This window comes from Specibacter sp. RAF43, assembly GCF_052114065.1.
GTDB lineage: Bacteria > Actinomycetota > Actinomycetes > Actinomycetales > Micrococcaceae > Specibacter.
Genome location: NZ_JBFREA010000001.1, coordinates 212,571 through 228,516, shown reverse-complemented (window position 1 = coordinate 228,516; position 15,946 = coordinate 212,571). Strand labels below are relative to the sequence as shown.

The 15,946-nt window shown below is 69.9% G+C and carries 14 protein-coding genes; 4 read left to right on the top strand and 10 right to left on the bottom strand.

Annotated features, from left to right (window positions below):
* Positions 1–83 precede the first annotated feature (83 nt).
* On the top strand, positions 84–1,886 hold the full coding sequence (locus AB4Y80_RS01015) for a hypothetical protein (RefSeq protein ID WP_442211411.1): 1,803 nt from the start codon (positions 84–86) through the stop codon (positions 1,884–1,886).
* A 49-nt stretch (positions 1,887–1,935) separates the two neighbouring features.
* Positions 1,936–2,463, top strand: coding sequence for an isopentenyl-diphosphate Delta-isomerase (idi, locus tag AB4Y80_RS01010; RefSeq protein WP_442211408.1), 528 nt, complete (start codon positions 1,936–1,938; stop codon positions 2,461–2,463).
* On the opposite strand, the gene AB4Y80_RS01005 is transcribed toward idi, so the two are convergent.
* The 6 genes from AB4Y80_RS01005 to AB4Y80_RS00980 form a co-directional block, all read right to left on the bottom strand.
* Entirely contained in the window at positions 2,460–3,281 is an 822-nt protein-coding gene (locus tag AB4Y80_RS01005; RefSeq protein ID WP_442211406.1) for an SDR family NAD(P)-dependent oxidoreductase, read from the bottom strand. The genes idi and AB4Y80_RS01005 overlap by 4 nt on opposite strands.
* 167 nt (positions 3,282–3,448) lie before the next feature.
* Positions 3,449–6,406 carry a glycoside hydrolase family 2 TIM barrel-domain containing protein gene (locus AB4Y80_RS01000; protein WP_442211404.1) on the bottom strand — a complete coding sequence of 986 codons (2,958 nt, stop codon included), beginning with the start codon at positions 6,404–6,406 and terminating at the stop codon, positions 3,449–3,451.
* 37 nt (positions 6,407–6,443) lie between these two features.
* A complete protein-coding gene (locus AB4Y80_RS00995; RefSeq protein WP_442211401.1) occupies positions 6,444–7,154 on the bottom strand; it encodes a hypothetical protein in 711 nt (236 codons plus the stop codon).
* A gap of 78 nt (positions 7,155–7,232) precedes the next feature.
* Positions 7,233–7,433 carry a DUF6186 family protein gene (locus tag AB4Y80_RS00990; protein ID WP_442211399.1) on the bottom strand — a complete coding sequence of 67 codons (201 nt, stop codon included), beginning with the start codon at positions 7,431–7,433 and terminating at the stop codon, positions 7,233–7,235.
* A complete protein-coding gene (locus AB4Y80_RS00985; protein WP_442211397.1) occupies positions 7,430–8,161 on the bottom strand; it encodes a hypothetical protein in 732 nt (243 codons plus the stop codon). The genes AB4Y80_RS00990 and AB4Y80_RS00985 overlap by 4 nt, the downstream gene beginning before the upstream one ends.
* 97 nt (positions 8,162–8,258) lie before the next feature.
* Positions 8,259–8,846 (bottom strand): TetR/AcrR family transcriptional regulator, encoded by a 588-nt coding sequence (locus tag AB4Y80_RS00980; protein ID WP_442211395.1) that lies wholly within the window; start codon positions 8,844–8,846, stop codon positions 8,259–8,261.
* A 218-nt stretch (positions 8,847–9,064) separates the two neighbouring features.
* On the opposite strand from AB4Y80_RS00980, the gene AB4Y80_RS00975 reads away from it, so the two are divergent.
* Together AB4Y80_RS00975 and AB4Y80_RS00970 are read left to right on the top strand one after the other, a co-directional pair.
* Positions 9,065–10,696 carry a beta-N-acetylhexosaminidase gene (locus AB4Y80_RS00975; RefSeq protein ID WP_442211393.1) on the top strand — a complete coding sequence of 544 codons (1,632 nt, stop codon included), beginning with the start codon at positions 9,065–9,067 and terminating at the stop codon, positions 10,694–10,696.
* Positions 10,697–10,749: 53 nt separating this feature from the next.
* The gene (locus AB4Y80_RS00970; RefSeq protein ID WP_442211392.1) at positions 10,750–11,817 is read left to right on the top strand and encodes a hypothetical protein; all 1,068 of its coding nucleotides are present in this window, start codon (positions 10,750–10,752) and stop codon (positions 11,815–11,817) included.
* A 126-nt stretch (positions 11,818–11,943) separates the two neighbouring features.
* On the opposite strand, the gene AB4Y80_RS00965 is transcribed toward AB4Y80_RS00970, so the two are convergent.
* The 4 genes from AB4Y80_RS00965 to AB4Y80_RS00950 form a co-directional block, all read right to left on the bottom strand.
* Positions 11,944–12,618 carry a CE1759 family FMN reductase gene (locus AB4Y80_RS00965; protein ID WP_442211391.1) on the bottom strand — a complete coding sequence of 225 codons (675 nt, stop codon included), beginning with the start codon at positions 12,616–12,618 and terminating at the stop codon, positions 11,944–11,946.
* 96 nt (positions 12,619–12,714) lie between these two features.
* A complete protein-coding gene (gene aspA, locus AB4Y80_RS00960) occupies positions 12,715–14,157 on the bottom strand; it encodes an aspartate ammonia-lyase (RefSeq protein ID WP_442211389.1) in 1,443 nt (480 codons plus the stop codon).
* Positions 14,158–14,212: 55 nt separating this feature from the next.
* Positions 14,213–15,184: an asparaginase gene (locus tag AB4Y80_RS00955; RefSeq protein WP_442211388.1), complete on the bottom strand. Its 972-nt coding sequence runs from the start codon at positions 15,182–15,184 to the stop codon at positions 14,213–14,215.
* A complete protein-coding gene (locus tag AB4Y80_RS00950; protein ID WP_442211386.1) occupies positions 15,181–15,888 on the bottom strand; it encodes a FadR/GntR family transcriptional regulator in 708 nt (235 codons plus the stop codon). The genes AB4Y80_RS00955 and AB4Y80_RS00950 overlap by 4 nt, the downstream gene beginning before the upstream one ends.
* Positions 15,889–15,946: the final 58 nt, after the last annotated feature.

Genomic DNA, 15,946 nt, shown 5'->3' with positions numbered 1-15,946 from the left:
CCACGTTTCTCCACGCCACGGCGCCCCCACGGCGGTAGTGTGACTGTCACAGCTTTTATGCAGTGCGTAGAAGGGAGCTCGACATGCCGGCACGCAAGAATCGCCATCGGCCCGCTCCCGAGGCGCCCCCCGAGGCCCCGGCCGCCCCCTCCCCGATCCGGCACCTTTCCGGCAGCACGCTCGCCGAGTACCTGGTGAGTGCCGAGCGCACCCGGGCCGCCGTCGTCGTCAGCTACAAGCCCGACGCCGGGTCCCGGCGGATCGACGCCGCCTACCTGGCCGGCCTGCTCGGGGAGGAGGCCGACGTTTTCGAGATCGTCTCCGGCCCCGAGACGCGCCGGCTGGAGGACGGCCTGCCGCCGGGCCTGCATATTTTCGGCACCGGCGCCCGCGCGTATCCGGCCGGACCGCACTGGCAACTCGTCGCCCCGGGGCCGCGCGTGGCCGGGGAAACTACCAACCTGGCCCGGCTGGCCGAACAGGTGGTCGGCGATCTCCACGCGGCCGGGCGCCGCGCCCCGCCGCCGGCCGCACCCTCCCCCCGGCCGCTGACCGCCACCGCCGTGGTGTCCGGTTTCGCCTCCGATAGCCGGGCGCTCGTCACGCTCGCCGGCAGCGGCCGGCAGGTCAGTGTCCGCGCCGAGGACCTGCTCCCGGGCGTGCCGCTGAACTGGGTGCTGTCCCAGGGGCAGCGGGTGAACGGGCTGCTGGATGCGGACAATGCCACCCTGGACATCCACGGGATGCTCCCGAAGCCGGCGTCGCCGGTGTCCGTGTACCGGTCCGGGGACGTGGCGCTGGCCCGCGTGAGCTCGGTCAGCGCCGGCTCCGCCCACGTGGTGCTGTGGCCAGGGGCGGAGTTTCGAATCGGCGTGGAGCGCATCTCCTCCAACCACCTCGACTCCGCCGAGGACCTGCTCACCGAGGGCGAGGTGGTGCGGGTCCGGGTGCTGTACGAGAACGGCGCCGTCCTGTTCTCCATGCTGGACGTGGACGACGACGAACCCTGCGTCCCGGCCCCGGTCCTCGTCCCGGGCGGCCCGCCCTGGCTGGCCCTGGACCGCCCCTATGCGAGCATCTTCGCGCCGCCGCCGCGGCCCGCCGGCGAGTCCGGCGCACCGCTTGCCGCCAGCGAGTGGCAACGTCCCGGCGTCGTGCCCGCCGGGGAGGATCCGACGCGCACGGCTGCGGAGCGGAAGACGGCGCTGCAAAGCACCCAGCATCAATTGGAGCGGGCGCGGCACGTCATCGATGACCTCATGGCCGCGGCCCGGCACCAGGGCGCCACGGACAAGGTCGCCCGGACGCTGCAGGACCAGTTGAAGGCCGAGCGGGACATGAGTGCCGAATTTGCCCGGCGGCACAACGAGGCAATGCGCCAGGTCGAGGCGTTTAAGGCCGAACTGGCGGCCATCAAGGCCAAGCTCGTGGAGACGCGCCGGCAGCTGCGCTCCACCAGTTCGCGCTCCGAGACCGAACCGCTGTTCATCGATCCGGCGGACCAGTTCCGGTTCGACGTCCAGCTGACGTGGGCGCAGTCCGTCCCGGCCATCGACAAGGCGGCTGAACCGTTGGGCGATTACGCGATTGGGCCGGACTTCCTGGCGTCCCTGGCCGTGTTCCCCGCGCACCGGCGGGCAAAGACACTGCGCGCCGTGGTGGATTTGGTGGCCGGACGCGACGGTCCGCTGCGCAATCGTGAGCCGCACCCGCTGCGGCTCAACGAGGGTGCGCACGCGCTGGTGCAAATGCGCGGCGAGGATGTGTGCTGGCGGCTGTATGTGGAACAAAAATCCTCCGCGGCGCTGCGGCTGCACTATTGGAAGTTGCCGGACGGCGGGATCGAGCTTTCCCGGGTCGTCACGCACGACGATGTGAAACCCTGACGGATCGGGCAGACTGGTCAGAGACCGTTGGAAAGGATGTTCTCCCATCATGGGTTCACCTGTTGAGTTGGTCAGGCTGCTCGATGAGGACGGCCGGGACGTCGGGACGGCCGAGAAGGCGCTGGTGCACACGGCGGACACGCCGCTGCACCTGGCCTTCTCCTGCCACCTTTTGGACGGCCGGGGGCGGACGCTTGTCACGCGCCGGGCGCTGTCCAAGCTCACCTGGCCGGGCGTGTGGACCAACTCATTCTGCGGGCACCCGGCCCCGGGCGAAACGTTTGATGAAGCCATCGGGCGCCGCGCCGCCGTCGAACTGAACCTCTCCGTCAGGGACATCCGGGCGGCGCTGCCCGACTTCCGCTACCGCGCCGTGGACGCCTCCGGCATTGTGGAAAACGAGGTCTGCCCGGTCTACTCGGCGGCCTACACCGGCGACGGCGTCATCTCCCCCAATCCGGACGAGGTGTGCGACTGGGCCTGGGTGGACATCGCGGAGCTGAAGACGGCGGTCACCGCCACGCCCTTTGCGTTCAGCCCGTGGCTGGTGCGCCAGGTCGCCGAGGGCATCTACTAACGAACGGCGACCATGGCGGCACTGCGGTCCCACAGTTCTCTCGCCACTGCGGGGTCGTCCGCCAGCGGGTTGGCCCGCGCCACCTTGCGCTTGGCGTAGTACTCCCCCGGTACCCAGTCGACGCCCGGGGTGCTGGTGGCCAGCCACACCAGCGTGTCGGCCCCTTGTTCCGGCGACAGCATGAAGCGCTTCGCGATGGCCGAATACGCCAATTTCACGGGCCAGGTCGACTCCGCCGAGAACCCGCTGGCCACCACGCCCGGGTGGAAGGCCGCGGCCGTGACCCCGTGGTCCCCGTGCCGGCGCTGCAGCTCCCGGGTGAAAAGAATGTTGGCCAACTTGGCATTGCCGTAGGCGGCATTGGCCGAATACCTCCGCTCGGCGTCAAGATCGTCAATGTCGAAGCGGGCCATGTGCTTGTTCGCCGCACTGGAGGTGTTGATGACGATGCTCCGGCTCGCTGTCAGCCGGTCCATCAGCAAGGTGGTGAGCAGGAACGGCGCCAGATGGTTGACCTGGAACGTCTTCTCATGCCCGTCCACCGTCACCTCGCGCCGGCCCATGATGCCGCCGGCATTGTTCGCCAGGACGTCGATGTGCGGATAGTTTTCCAGGAGGGACGCGGCCAGGGAGCGCACCTGCGCCAGGTCGGTAAAGTCGGCGAGGTAATGGTCCGCGTCCAGCGCGGCCGCGATGGCCTCCGTTCTTTGCGGCGAGCGCCCGACGACCACCAGCTTGTCCCCCGGGTAGGCGAGCATCTTCGCCGCGGCGGCTCCGATCCCGTCGCTGGCGCCGGTAACTATGACAGTGCGTGACATTTCGCGTCCTTAGATTTGGGTTCAGCCTAACAGCCCCCGCCCCTCCGCGACTGACCCGCAATAGATGCTGAAAATTCGACGATTTCCCTCATTTTTCGACATCTTTTGCGGGTCAGTTCGGGGCGGTGCGGGTCAGGGCGGGTCGGTGCGGGGCGGTTCGCGGCGGGTCAGGAGATGACCACCCGGAATTCCACGGGCTGCGGGGCGAGTCGGTACGGCGGCAGGACGCCCGGGCCGCAGGACGCCGTCCCGATGCCGTGCTGGCGGGCGTCGAGCGTGAGGTGCGTGAATCCGTCGGCCACGAGATCGGGGGTGTGGGTGGCGGCGGCCAGCACCTCCTGGGACCAGGGCCGGGCGGTGAAGGAAAATTCATCCCCGTGAAAACTTATGCCCGCCCCGCCGGGCGTGCGGAGCCGCAGCGCCGACACCCCGGCCCGGGCACCGTTTTCCTGCGGGCGCACATACGGCACTTGAAGCTCCGCCACCGATGCGCCGAACCAGCCCAGGCGCTGCGCCATGCCGGTGTCCGGGTACTTTGGTCCGGGCCCGAACCCTGTCCATTCCGCCATCGAGAGCTCCCCGGGCAGCTGGAAGTCAAAGCCGATCCGCGGCCACCCCCGGCCCCAGCCCGGCCCGGGCTCGACGGACGCGGTCATCTCCACCCGGTCCCCGTCGCTCCGCCACAGGTAGGTGACGTCCACATGCGCCCGGGCCACCGGCACGCCGTACCGGACGGACACGGCCAACCCACCGCCGTCGTGCTCCGCCACGGAGACCAGCCGGCCCTCCAACAGGGCCAGGCGCTGGGCCTGCCAGTCGTCCTGGTCGCGGGCGCCCGCGTGCGACCAGTCGCGACCGTTGTCGTTGTCCGTGGGTGCACGCCACAGGTTCAGCCGCGGGCCGTCGACCGGCAACCCCTTGAACGCCGCCAGCCCGCCGGTGACCTTGCTGAATTCGGCGGGCCCCAGGATGATCCGCCGCCCCTGGGTGACCGGGCGCGAACCGCCGGTCACCACCGGGACGGCACCGGCCGCGGAGCCCTGCTGCGCCCAGGCGACCTCGTGCCCGGCCGGCGCCCACGGCTGCTCATGGGCCAGCGCCGCCGTGACCGTCAGGACGCGCTCGGGCCCGCGCTCCGCCGTGGCCTCCCCGGGCAGTTCGACGGCGGAGCGGGCGCCCGCCGCCGTGGCCGGGACCTCCAGCGCCCCCGCCGCGACCTCGCCGTCGGGCCCGTGCACGGCCCAGGTGAACGCGAAGCCCGCCAGGTCGATGAACGTGTGCTTGTTGTGGACTTCCAGCACGGTCCAGTCCGGGTCTACCGACAGCGCGATGGGGGCGATGACCTTCTTGAAGTCCAGCAGGCCCGGCCGCGGCTCCAGGTCGGCGGAGACCAGCCCGTCGATGACGAAGTTGCCGTCGTGGACCTTTTCGCCGAAGTCGCCGCCGTAGGCAAAATACGCTTCCCCGGCCGGGGTGTGCCGGCGGATGCCGTGCTCAATCCACTCCCACACGAACCCGCCCTGCAGCCGCGGGTACTGCTCAAACAGGTCCTGGTACTCCTGCAGGCCGCCGGGTCCGTTGCCCATGGCGTGCGCGTATTCGCACAGGATGAACGGCAGCGCCCGGCGGTGCGCGTCCGCGGCCGGGTCGGCCAGCGGCTCCTCGGCCCGGCGGCCGATGACTTCGACCTCGGCCGGGGCGGGGTACATGCGTGAATAAACATCCACATAGGTGGAGGACCAGTCGCCCTCGTAGTGCATCAGGCGGTCGGGGTCGCGCGTCTTGGCCCATTCGGCCATGGCGTGCAGGTTCTCCCCCGTCCCGGCCTCGTTGCCCAGCGACCACATGAGGACCGAGGCATGGTTCTTGTCCCGCTCCACCAGCCGCGCCATCCGGTCCAACAGCGCGGCCCGGTACTGCGGCCCGGCGCTCGGGTTCCCCTCCCAGCCGCCCTCCTCAAAACCGTGGGTCTCGAAGTCGCATTCATCGATGACGTAGAAGCCCAGCCGGTCGGCCAGCTGCAGCAGCTGCGGGTGCGGGGGGTAGTGGGAGGTGCGGATGGCGTTGATGTTGTGCTGCTTCATCAGGTGCAGTTCCCGCACCAGCTGATCGTGCGGGACGGCACGGCCCAGGTCGGGGTTGTGCTCGTGCCGGTTGACGCCGCGAAACAACAGCGGCCGCCCGTTGAGCTTGATTTGGGCGTCCTCGACGGTGAGGGAGCGGAAGCCGACGTCCAGGCGCAAGGTTTGGGCCGGCGTCGTAATCGCCAGCTCATACAGGGTGGGTGATTCCGCGCTCCACGGCTGCACGGGGCCCAGGTCCCGGGCGGCCAGCGCGCCGTCGGACAGGTCCGCCGAGAAGCCCAGCGCCGCGATGGCGGCGCGGGCCCCGGGCACGGGCGGGTCGAGCTCGACCCGCAGGACGCCGTTGCCGCCCGTGTAGTCCGCGTGCACAAACACGTCCCGGACGACGCCGGCCGGGTGGGCCACCAGCGTCACGTCGCGGAAGATCCCGGGGAGCCACCAGGCGTCCTGGTCCTCCAGGTAGCTGGCGGCGGAGAACTGGGCCACCCGGACCACCAGTACGTTGCCGGTGGCCCGCAGGACCCCGGCGACGTCGAACTCCTGCGGCAGCTTGGCCCCGCGCGTGGTGCCCAGGAGCGTGCCGTTGAGCCACACGGTGCCGGCGGAATCGATGCCGTCAAAGCGCAGGATGGCGCCGTGAAGGAACTCGGGGGCGGCGTCGAACACCAGCCGGTGGTCACCAACCGGGTTCTCCGCCGGCGGGTGGGGCGGGTCCAGCGGGAACGGGAACTGCACGTTGGTGTAGGCGGGGCGGCCGTGGCCGTGGAAATTCCAGCTGGACGGAACCTCCAGCCGGGCCCACGCCGAGTCATCGAAGCCCTCCGCCTCGATGCCCTCCGGCGCCTCGGCGGGGGACGGGGCCAGGTGGAAGCGCCACGTCCCGTTCAGGGATTGGGTGGGCAGCCCGGCGTCGACGCGGGCGCGCGGGGCGATGCCGCCGGTGCCGGGGCCCGGATTGGTGAGGTCCATGACGGCGTCGTAGCGCCCGGCGGACAAACTGGCGGCCGGCCCGGCGTCGACGGGGAGGTGCGGGGCGTCCATGCGATGCGTGTCCTTACGGTGCGGGTGGGCGGGCGGGCTAGGGGCGCGGCTGCTGTGAGCGTTCGATCATCTTGGCCATTTTTTGCTCCAGCGATGCCAGCGTGACGTCGGGCAGCACGATCAGGCCCTCCAGTTCGACGCGGGCCCGCCGGTAGGCCGTTTGGCGTTCGGCCGGGCTGGCGGCCTCGTTTTCGGCCAGGTTCACCAGCTTGCGGGCCGTATTCAGGCGTTGGCGTTCGGGCTCGCTGAAGCCGGTGTCCTTGATCCGCCGGGCCTCCTTCTCGGCGACGTCGAACGCCACGGCGAACGCGTTGACGGCGTTGCGGTAGTCGTCCCAGCGGGACTTGGACGTCATGTCCTCCGCCGCCACGGGACGGAGGGCGTCGGCGTCGCGCTTGGCCCGCAGGAACGCCACCGTCAGCGATTCGCGCACGTCCGTCATCATGGGGAAGTCGATGAGCTTGCCGACGTCGAGCTCGTAGTCGAGCCAGCGGCGGTTGACGCCGTCGTGGGCGTCCATCACCTTGGCTACGTCGTCCGCGGTGATCTCGCGATGGCTCCCGGCGGGTGCCAGCGGGGGTGCTGTTCCGTCCTCCGGCGCACCGGGGTGCTGAAGCTTGTACAGTTCGACCTGGCGCTGGTGCTCGCGTTCCCGGGACTTGGCCAGCCCCCTGCTGCCGGCGGCGATGAGACCCGCCAGGGGAAACGCCAACCACCAATAGCTGAAGAGGTACTCAAGGATCGCCACCCCTCCATCGTGCCACCGGTGACAGCGCAATCCAAGGATTACGAGCCATTTCGCACAATTTCACTCACAATTGGACATTCAGTCCGGCACCAGGAAGTGCCAGCCGAGCCACCAGAGGAAAAGGAACACCGTGAGGCGTGCGGACCGGGTGGCAAAGACCCAGGCCAGCAATTCGCCCGGACCGGCGAGGGACTGCGGCTTCACGCGGGCCGTGACGGCCAGGGCAAGCCCGACCAGTGGGACGAGCGCATATCCGGCCACCACCAGTGCATAGATCATGGCCGCCGCACCACCCGCACCAGCGCCCCGCACGTCACCAGCCACGCACCCGTCATCAACCAGCGGCTCGACTCCGCGGAAAACAGCGGCTGCAGCAGGTCGGTCAGGGGCGGAAACGTCGATGCACGGACCGGGGCCAACCGGTCGATGAAATAGGTGCCCAGCTCCCAGGCGCACAGGAAGAGGACGACGCCGGCCCACCAGTACGCGGCCCGGCGCACCCGGGCGGGCGCGGGGGCCGCGGCGGGCGCCAGCGGCGCGGGGGCTGGGGCCGCTTCGGAGTCGGGCGGCCCCGGCCGGTCGGGCCACACGACCAGCAGCAGGGCGGTTCCCACCAGGCCCACCACCGCGGGGATGCCCGCCCCGTCCAGCGGCTCCAGCACCAGCACGGCCCAAACCAGGGCGAGCGCGGCGGCCGCCAGCCCGGTCGCCGCCCACGGCCGCCGCCGCGGCGACGCCCGCCCGGATCTGTGCGCCGCCCGGTGGGTCCGCCGCCCGCGTGCCCGTGCCGCGGCCAGGTCGATACTGAGGGCGGCCGCGGCGGCCAGGAACATCAACGCGTCCACCGGGACGCCGCGGTAGAAGTGGAAGATGGCCGTCAGGATGAGAACGGCAATCCATGGCAGGGACCGCCCCACCCCAAAAGCCGTCGTCCCTGACGCTGACGCCGCCGCGGCCTTTGTACGGGCGGCGTCGCCGGCACTGTTTGCCTTTACCCGAGCGGCCATGGTTCCAGTCCACCACCATGGCGCGCGGCGCGCCAGAGCCGTGCCGGAGGCGGGCGCACGGCGGGCGGCCCGCCCACGCCGGGCACCGTAGCCGCCCTTAAGGGGTCTCGAGGTTGAGCGCGGCGGCCTCGAAGAGGCGCACCGCGGTGGCAATCAGCGCTTCCGTTTCCAGCGGCAACCTGCTCTTGAGCGCATTCACCAACAGGTAGTTGACCGCCCCGACGAGTGCGACGGCGGTCAGTTCGGCCTGCTCGTGGGCCTCGGTCCCGGGGGTGGCGGGGACGGTGAGCCGGGACGGCATGAGGATTTCATGCAGCACGATGTCGGTGAAGGCGTGGAACACGCTCAAGCGCAGCTCCTCCATGTGCGCCGAGACGCCGACGGCCTCGACCAGGATTATCCGCCCAACCCGGGGATCGTCCAACAGATATTTGATGAACGCCGCGAGTCCGCTGCGCGTGCCGGCGCCGGTGTCGGCACCCGCCGCCACCAGCGCCGCCTGGCTCACCTCAAATAATCGCGTGGCCACGTTGTTGAAGACGGTCGCCAGCAGTTCCTCGCGGCTGCCAAACGATTCGTGAAACGCGCGCTCGGTCAGGCCGGCCGCGCGGCAAATGGTCGTAATCTGGGACTGCGCGTAGCCGGTCGTGCCAAATATTTCCAGGCCCGCGTCAACAAGGCGCACACGCCGCCGCCCAGCCCGGCCCAAGGACACGTAAGATTTCGGCCCACGCAACGGGGGCACAGCGGGATCGCCGCCCGCAGCGGAGTCGGATGCCTTCTGTTCAGTTGCCATCACTGACATACTAAGCCACGTCCCGCCCTTTATCGATGGCCCATTTTTGGGTCCGGACGGCGCCCCGGTCCTTCAAGACCAGCCACTGCACTTTGGAGGATCTGCCCATGACCAGCATCGGCCCGTCGCTACTCCCCCACCCGCGGTCCGTTAACCCGGGCCGCGGCGAGTTCCGGCTCACCGCCGCCACCGGAATTTTCGCCCCGCCCGAGCTCGAGGCCGCCGCATTCTGGCTCCAGGGGGCCTTGCGCCCGGCCACCGGCTTCCCCGTGGCGTTCGACGCCGGCCGACCGGGCGGGATCGTGCTCTCACTTGACGCTGCCCTCGCCCCCGAGGCGTACCGCCTGTCCGTCTCGGGCGACGGCGTCGCCCTGGCCGGCGGAGACGCGGCCGGGGTGTTCTACGGCTGCCAGACGCTGTGCCAGCTCCTGCCGTCCGAAATCTACCGCCAAGCGGTCGTGGCCGGGGCGCACTGGTGCGCGCCGGCCGTCGTGGTGGAGGACGCCCCGCGCTTTGGCTGGCGCGGGGCCATGCTGGATGTGGCACGGCACTTCCTGCCCAAGCGCGAGGTGCTGCGTTTTCTTGACCTCATGGCCCTGCACCGGCTCAACACGCTGCACCTGCATCTCACCGACGACCAGGGGTGGCGCCTGGAGATCCTGCGATATCCGCGGCTGACCGAGGTTGGCGGGTGGCGGCGCGAGTCCCAGGTCGGGGCAGGCGAGGACGCGCCGTCGGACGGGCGCCCGCACGGCGGTTTCTACACGCAGGAGGACATCCGCGAAATCGTGGCGTACGCGAGGGCCCGGTTCATCACGGTGGTTCCGGAAATTGACACCCCCGGGCACGTCCAGGCGGCGCTGGCGGCATACCCGGAGCTCGGGGTGACGGGCGCCACCTTGGAGGTGTTCACCCGGTGGGGCATCAACCCCAATGTCCTCAATGCCCAGGAGTCCACGGTCGATTTCTTCCGCAACGTTTTTGACGAGGTCATGGACCTTTTCCCCAGCCACTACATTGGCGTGGGCGGCGACGAATGCCCGCGGGAGCAGTGGGCCAACGACCCCCGTTCTCGCGAACGCCTGTCCGAGCTCGGGCTGGGCGAGCCGGCGGAGCTGCAGGCCTGGTTCATCGAACGGCTGGACGCCCACATGGCGGCGCGCGGGCGGCGGATCCTGGGCTGGGACGAGATCCTGGAGGGCCGCCTGTCCCGCACCTCCGTCGTGGCGTCGTGGCGCGGCATGGCGGGGGCCGTTGCCGCGGCGCGGCGCGGCCATGACGTCATCTGCTGCCCGGACGACCTCGCCTACCTGGACTACCGGCAGTCCGAACTTCCCACCGAGCCCATCCCGGTGTCGATCGCGCTGACGGTGGCCGACATCTACGCCTTCAACCCCGTCCCCGACTCCCTCACCCCGGCGCAGAAACGGCACATCCTGGGCGGGCAGGCGAATCTGTGGACGGAGCACATCGATTCCCCGCGCACCCTGGACTATCAGGCGTTCCCCCGGCTTTGCGCCATGGCCGAGGTCCTCTGGGGCAATGTGGGCCGGGACTTCGGCGATTTCAGCGCCCGGCTGGAGGACCACCTGGCCCGGCTGCGCGCCGTCGGGGTGGAATACCGCCCCGCGGCCGGGCCGCTGCCCTGGCAGCAACGGCCCGGGGTGCCCGGCCGGCCGGAAACCCGGGACCAGCGCGCCGCCCACATCGCCGCCCTGGTGACCACGATCACGGGCTAGGCGCATCACCCATGGAGGGGCCGGGCGGCGTGACAGAATGAACGTGATCGATCATGCCAGCAACAAACGCCACCCCGAGCCAGCCGCATCCTGGCGGGGACACCACCCACTGGGTGCACCCGCCTGCCGAACCGCGCCTGCGGCGCCGCCAGATCCCGGACACGCCCCGGCGCGCATTCCTGGCCGTCATGGGCTCGGCCGCCGTGGCCACCGCGTTCAAGGCCAACATCGCCGCCGACGCCCTGCTGACCGAGCGATCGCAATACCGGGTGACCACCCCGGACAACGACGAGAACAAGGTGGCGGCGGACCGTTTCCGCGGCAGGACCTGGTACCTGTTGGGCGGTTTCCGCGTCAGCTATCGCGACGCGGCCCGCAAGCTGGCGGCGCTGCAGCCGGCCATGAATACGCGCGCCCCGGCCTCCTACATCGGCTATTCCAACGAGGGCATCGACATCGCCCAGCTGTTCATCGCCATCCAGCGGGACGCCTATGCGCGCAAGATCGACACCGTCTACTTTTACGGGGACAGCTTTGGCGGGATGGCCGCCGTCGTGCTGGCCTCGCTGCTGGTACAAAACGGGATCACCGTGAAGGTCATCGTCATGGGCTCGACCCCCAGCAGCGTCCGCGACATCCTGGACCCCGGCAAGGAATACATCACCCTGGCCGGGCGGGTGGTGCCGTACCTGGGGCTGGTGGGGCGGCTGGGCGCGGGCGTCGCCAGCGGCCTGGCCAACCCCAACGGGCAGGGCATGTACCAGGCCGCCCGGTCCGGCATCAACAACTCCCTTAATCCGGAGAACAATTCCCTCATACTCAGCACCACCCAGGCCACCTTCCTGCAGACCTTCCCCGCCCAGTTCGACGGCCGAATCCCCAGCAGCACCGGACTCGGGCTCATGTATGACCCCGACGACTTCATCGTCAACGCCCGGCAGGCGATGGTGGGCTGGAAGGCGCTGCTGCCGAAGAACCCGACGATTGAGTACGAGCTCCCCCACACCGGACATGCCAGCCCGGAGATCCACCCCGACGTGTACCGGTCCGGACTCGAGGTGGTCTTGGACAAGCTCGACCCGCCGCCCCTGACATCCCAGCCGGTCCAGCCGATCTTCTAGGGACCCCGCGCGCGCATCTTGTTCACTGGCGCCGGACTCGGCACGAGTCTGGCGCATAGGGGATGCGGCATCCGCGCTGCGCCAGAGTCGCCGGCGGGTTTCGCGCGGAACGCAAGACCTCGCCGGTCAGCGCGCCTGGGTCTGGGCGAGGAGCTGCTCAAACGGCAGCGAGGTCATCTCGGCGCTCTCGCGGGCCAGCCGCTTAGCCTTGTGGTTCGGGCCGGCACTGCCCGCGGGCGTCGGCGTCGCGCCGGCCGGTGCCGCCGGAACCAGGACGGCCGCAAGTTCCGCGGCGGCCTGGGCAATACGGTGGTCAAGCCCGTCACCGTCCGCCTGCCCCCAGTCCTCGGGCGAGGCGTACACGGCGGTGGGCATGGTGCGGGCCCGCAGGTAGCTGAACAGCGGACGGATGGCCATCTCGAGCACCAGGGAGTGGCGTGAGCTGCCGCCGGTGGCGCCGAACAGCACGGGCATGCCGTCAAGGAATTTCGGATCGAGGACGTCGAAGAACGACTTGAACAGGCCGCTGTAGGAGGCGCTGAACGTGGGGGTCACCGCGATCATGGCGTCGGCGTTGGCCACCCGCTCGATCACGCCGGCCAGGGCGGGGCCGGCATATCCGCTGACCATGGTGTTGGCGATGTCGGTGGCGTAGTCGCGCAGGTCCACGACGTCCAGCACCGTCTCGGTGCCCAGCCCGGCCAGCCGCGCCTGGACGGCGGCCGCCATTTGGTCCGCGAGCATGCGGGTGGATGACGGAACGCCAAGACCGGCGGAAATTACGATGACCGTGCGCTGCATAGTTGACTCCTGTTCATGCGTTTGCATCTAATGGGGTCAACTTGCGGGGCGTCAAAGTTATTCCGCCGGCCGGCGGGCGGCCCTGAGGGTCGCCAGTTAGTCGCTGAGATTGGCCAAGTGCTCCGGGCGCAGCAGCTCGTCCAGCTGGGCTGCGGTCAGCAGCTTGTGTTCAAGCACCAGTTCGGCCACGCCGCGGCCGCTGGCCAGCGCTTCCAGGGCGATCCGGGTGGAGGCCGCGTAGCCCAGTTTCGGGTTCAGGGCCGTGACCAGCCCGATGGAGTGCTCCACCTGCGCCCGCAGCTTGTCCTCGTGGGCGGTGATCCCGCGCACGCATTTGTCCGCCAGGGTCAGGCACGCCGCCTCCAGGTGGCGCATGCTCTTGGTCAGGCTGTGCACAATGATCGGTTCGAAGGCGTTGAGCTGGAGCTGCCCGCCCTCGGCCGCCATGGTGATGGTGACGTCGTTGCCAATGACCTCATAGGCCACCTGGTTGACTACTTCCGGAATCACCGGATTGACCTTGCCGGGCATGATCGAGGAGCCGGCCTGGACGGCCGGCAGGGTGATCTCGCCAAAGCCGGCGCGCGGGCCGGAGGACAGCAGGCGAAGGTCGTTGCAGATCTTGGACAGCTTCACGGCCACCCGCTTCAGCACGCCGGAAAGGTGCACGAACGCGCCCACGTCCTGGGTGGCCTCGATCAGGTCGGCGGAGGTCACCAGCGGCAGCCCGGAGATTTCCACCAGGTGCTTGCGGGCCAATTCCGAGTATCCCTTGGGGGCGTTCAGGCCCGTGCCGATGGCCGTGGCGCCCAGGTTGATCTCGTGGACCAGCAGGGTCGATTCGGCCAGCCGCGCCCGGTCCTCCCCCATGGTCACCGCGTAGGTGTTGAATTCCTGGCCCAGCGTCATGGGCACGGCGTCCTGCAGCTGGGTGCGGCCCATCTTGACCACGTGGCGGAATTCCAGGGCTTTCTCGCTGAACGCGCTGCCCAGGTATTCCATGGCCCGCACCAGCGACTTGGCGGCCAGGATGGTGGCCACGTTGACGGCCGTCGGGTAGACGTCGTTGGTGGACTGGCTGAGGTTGACGTGGTCGTTGGGGTGCAGGAATTGGAATTCGCCCTTGCGGTGGCCGAGGAGCTCCAATGCCCGGTTGGCGATGACCTCGTTGGCGTTCATGTTCGACGACGTCCCGGCACCGCCCTGGATGACGTCCACCACGAACTGGTCATGGAGTTCGCCGGCGATGATCTCCTGGCAGGCGGCGATGATGGCCCCGGCGCGGACGTCGTCGAGCAGGCCGAGCTCATGGTTGGCCTGCGCCGCGGCCTGCTTGACCATGGCGAGCCCGTTGACCAGGTTGGTGTTGGTGGAGAGCGGCTGGCCGGTGATGGGGAAGTTTTCCACGGCGCGCAGCGTGTGCACGCCCCAGTACACGTCGGCGGGGATTTCGCGGTCGCCGATGAGGTCGTGCTCGATGCGGAACGCGGGCCTGAGGACGGGTTCCTCGGCGGGCTCGCTGGCAATGGTGGTGGTCATGGTTCTCCTTGGTAGAGGGGTGGGACAGTCGGGAGGCAGGTAAGTAGGTGCGGTGCTAGTACGGCAGGCCCCGGAGGGCGCCCACCGGGCGGCCGCCGCCCAGGACGGCAAGGTTGTTGAAGGGGCGCAGCGGCTCGGGGTCAAGGCCCAGCTCCAGCAGCGCCGGGACGGCGGAGGGCATGCGGGCCCGGTCGCCGCCGTCGGAAATCTTCAAGGCCACCGCCGTGCCGTCGGCCAGGGCGATGAGCTGGATGCCTTCAAAGCCGTCCTTGGCCAGCAGTCCCGGGACGGCCTGCATGAGGGCGGTGACGTCCCGGCCCGGCCCCGCAACCATGGTGGGGTGGGCGCGCATGGCCGCGGCGACGTCGTGCTCGGGCGTGCCCGGGGCGGCGGTGACCAGCCGGCTGAAGGCGCGGGCCATCCCGGTCAGGGACAGCGCGAAGACCTCCGTGCCGCAGCCGTCGGTGCTGGCCGCCGTGATGTCCTCGCCGGTCAGCTCCGCCACGACGTCACGGACCAGGCGCGGCAGCGGGTGGTCCGTGTGCAGGTAGCTGTCCAGGGGCCAGCCGTTGTGCACGCACGTGGCCAGCAGCGCGGCGTGCTTGCCGGAACAGTTTTGCGCCAGCCGGGTGGGGCCGCGGCCGGCGGCCAGCCAGTGGGCGCGTTCGGCGACGCCGTAGGGCAGGTCCGTCGAGTTGCGCAGGAACCCCTCGTCCAGTCCGGCGTTGGCAAGGATCTTCGCGGCGGTGTCCTGGTGGTCGACGGAGCCGGAGTGGCTGGCGGCGGCCAGGGCAAGCTGCTCGGCGGGCAGCCGGAGCCCCGCACGGACCATGGCGACGGCCATCAGCGGCTTCAGGGCCGAGCGCGGGTACATGCGCGCCGTCGGCTCCCCGCGGGAGAACAGCGTGGCGCCGTCGGGTCCAACGGCGGCCAGTGAGCCGAAGTGGACGCTTTCGACCACGTCGCCGCGGGTCTGGACGGCCAGCGGGGCGTGGGCGGGGAAGGTAGTCAAAGTAGTCTCTGTCATGCGTTGTTTTCTCCCATAATCATGGTGAGGGCGTCATCCACGGCGGACAGGTGCACGGCCATGGCGCGGCCGGCCGCCTGCCCGTCGCCGCGGGCTATGGCGTCCAGGATGTTCCAATGTTCGGCGTCGGAGGTGTGCTGGCGTCCGGTGATCAAGTTGATGGTCTCCGACTGGTTGGCCGTGGCGTCGCGGATGTCATTGACGACGCGTTCAAACACGCCGTTGCCGCTGGCCCGGGCGATGGCCGCGTGGAAGCCGGCGTCGAGGCCGACCCAGATTCCCGGGTCGTCTTCCGCCGCCATAGCCACGATGATGCCGCGCATCTCCTCCAGCTGCTCCGGCGTTCGGCGGACGGCGGCGAGTTCGGCGGCCGGGACCTCGATGTGCGGGCGGGCCTCCATGAGGCTGCGGGCCGAATACCGCCCCAGCACCAGGTCGCTGCTGGCACGGTTGGCCACCACAAAGGTGCCCTTGCCGGTCTGGGTGGTGGTCAGCCCCAGCGCCGTGCAGGACCGCAGCGCCTCCCGCACCACCGAGCGGCTGACGCCGTACTGCTGGGCCAGGGCGGCCTCCGCGCTCAGCTTGCTCCCCACCGCGAGCTCACCGGATTCGATGGCGGTGCGAATGGCCTTGAAGACGGCCTCCGCGGCGCTCACCCGCACGATCTGCCGCTGTCCGGCTGTCCAGCTGTCTGACAGGTTCATGCTTGAACCATGGCACGATCCGGGGCACCCTGTCAAGACATCCGGCCGCGGGGGCCGG

What these genes read in the sequence shown, in the direction of transcription:
- AB4Y80_RS00970 (WP_442211392.1), top strand. Translation starts at nt 10,750, where the DNA reads ATGCCAGCAACAAACGCCACCCCGAGCCAGCCGCATCCTGGCGGGGAC.
- idi (WP_442211408.1), top strand. Translation starts at nt 1,936, where the DNA reads ATGGGTTCACCTGTTGAGTTGGTCAGGCTGCTCGATGAGGACGGCCGG.
- AB4Y80_RS01015 (WP_442211411.1), top strand. Translation starts at nt 84, where the DNA reads ATGCCGGCACGCAAGAATCGCCATCGGCCCGCTCCCGAGGCGCCCCCC.
- AB4Y80_RS01005 (WP_442211406.1), bottom strand. Translation starts at nt 3,281, where the DNA reads ATGTCACGCACTGTCATAGTTACCGGCGCCAGCGACGGGATCGGAGCC.
- AB4Y80_RS00990 (WP_442211399.1), bottom strand. Translation starts at nt 7,433, where the DNA reads ATGATCTATGCACTGGTGGTGGCCGGATATGCGCTCGTCCCACTGGTC.
- AB4Y80_RS00975 (WP_442211393.1), top strand. Translation starts at nt 9,065, where the DNA reads ATGACCAGCATCGGCCCGTCGCTACTCCCCCACCCGCGGTCCGTTAAC.
- AB4Y80_RS00965 (WP_442211391.1), bottom strand. Translation starts at nt 12,618, where the DNA reads ATGCAGCGCACGGTCATCGTAATTTCCGCCGGTCTTGGCGTTCCGTCA.
- AB4Y80_RS00955 (WP_442211388.1), bottom strand. Translation starts at nt 15,184, where the DNA reads ATGACAGAGACTACTTTGACTACCTTCCCCGCCCACGCCCCGCTGGCC.
- aspA (WP_442211389.1), bottom strand. Translation starts at nt 14,157, where the DNA reads ATGACCACCACCATTGCCAGCGAGCCCGCCGAGGAACCCGTCCTCAGG.
- AB4Y80_RS00985 (WP_442211397.1), bottom strand. Translation starts at nt 8,161, where the DNA reads ATGGCCGCTCGGGTAAAGGCAAACAGTGCCGGCGACGCCGCCCGTACA.
- AB4Y80_RS01000 (WP_442211404.1), bottom strand. Translation starts at nt 6,406, where the DNA reads ATGGACGCCCCGCACCTCCCCGTCGACGCCGGGCCGGCCGCCAGTTTG.
- AB4Y80_RS00950 (WP_442211386.1), bottom strand. Translation starts at nt 15,888, where the DNA reads ATGAACCTGTCAGACAGCTGGACAGCCGGACAGCGGCAGATCGTGCGG.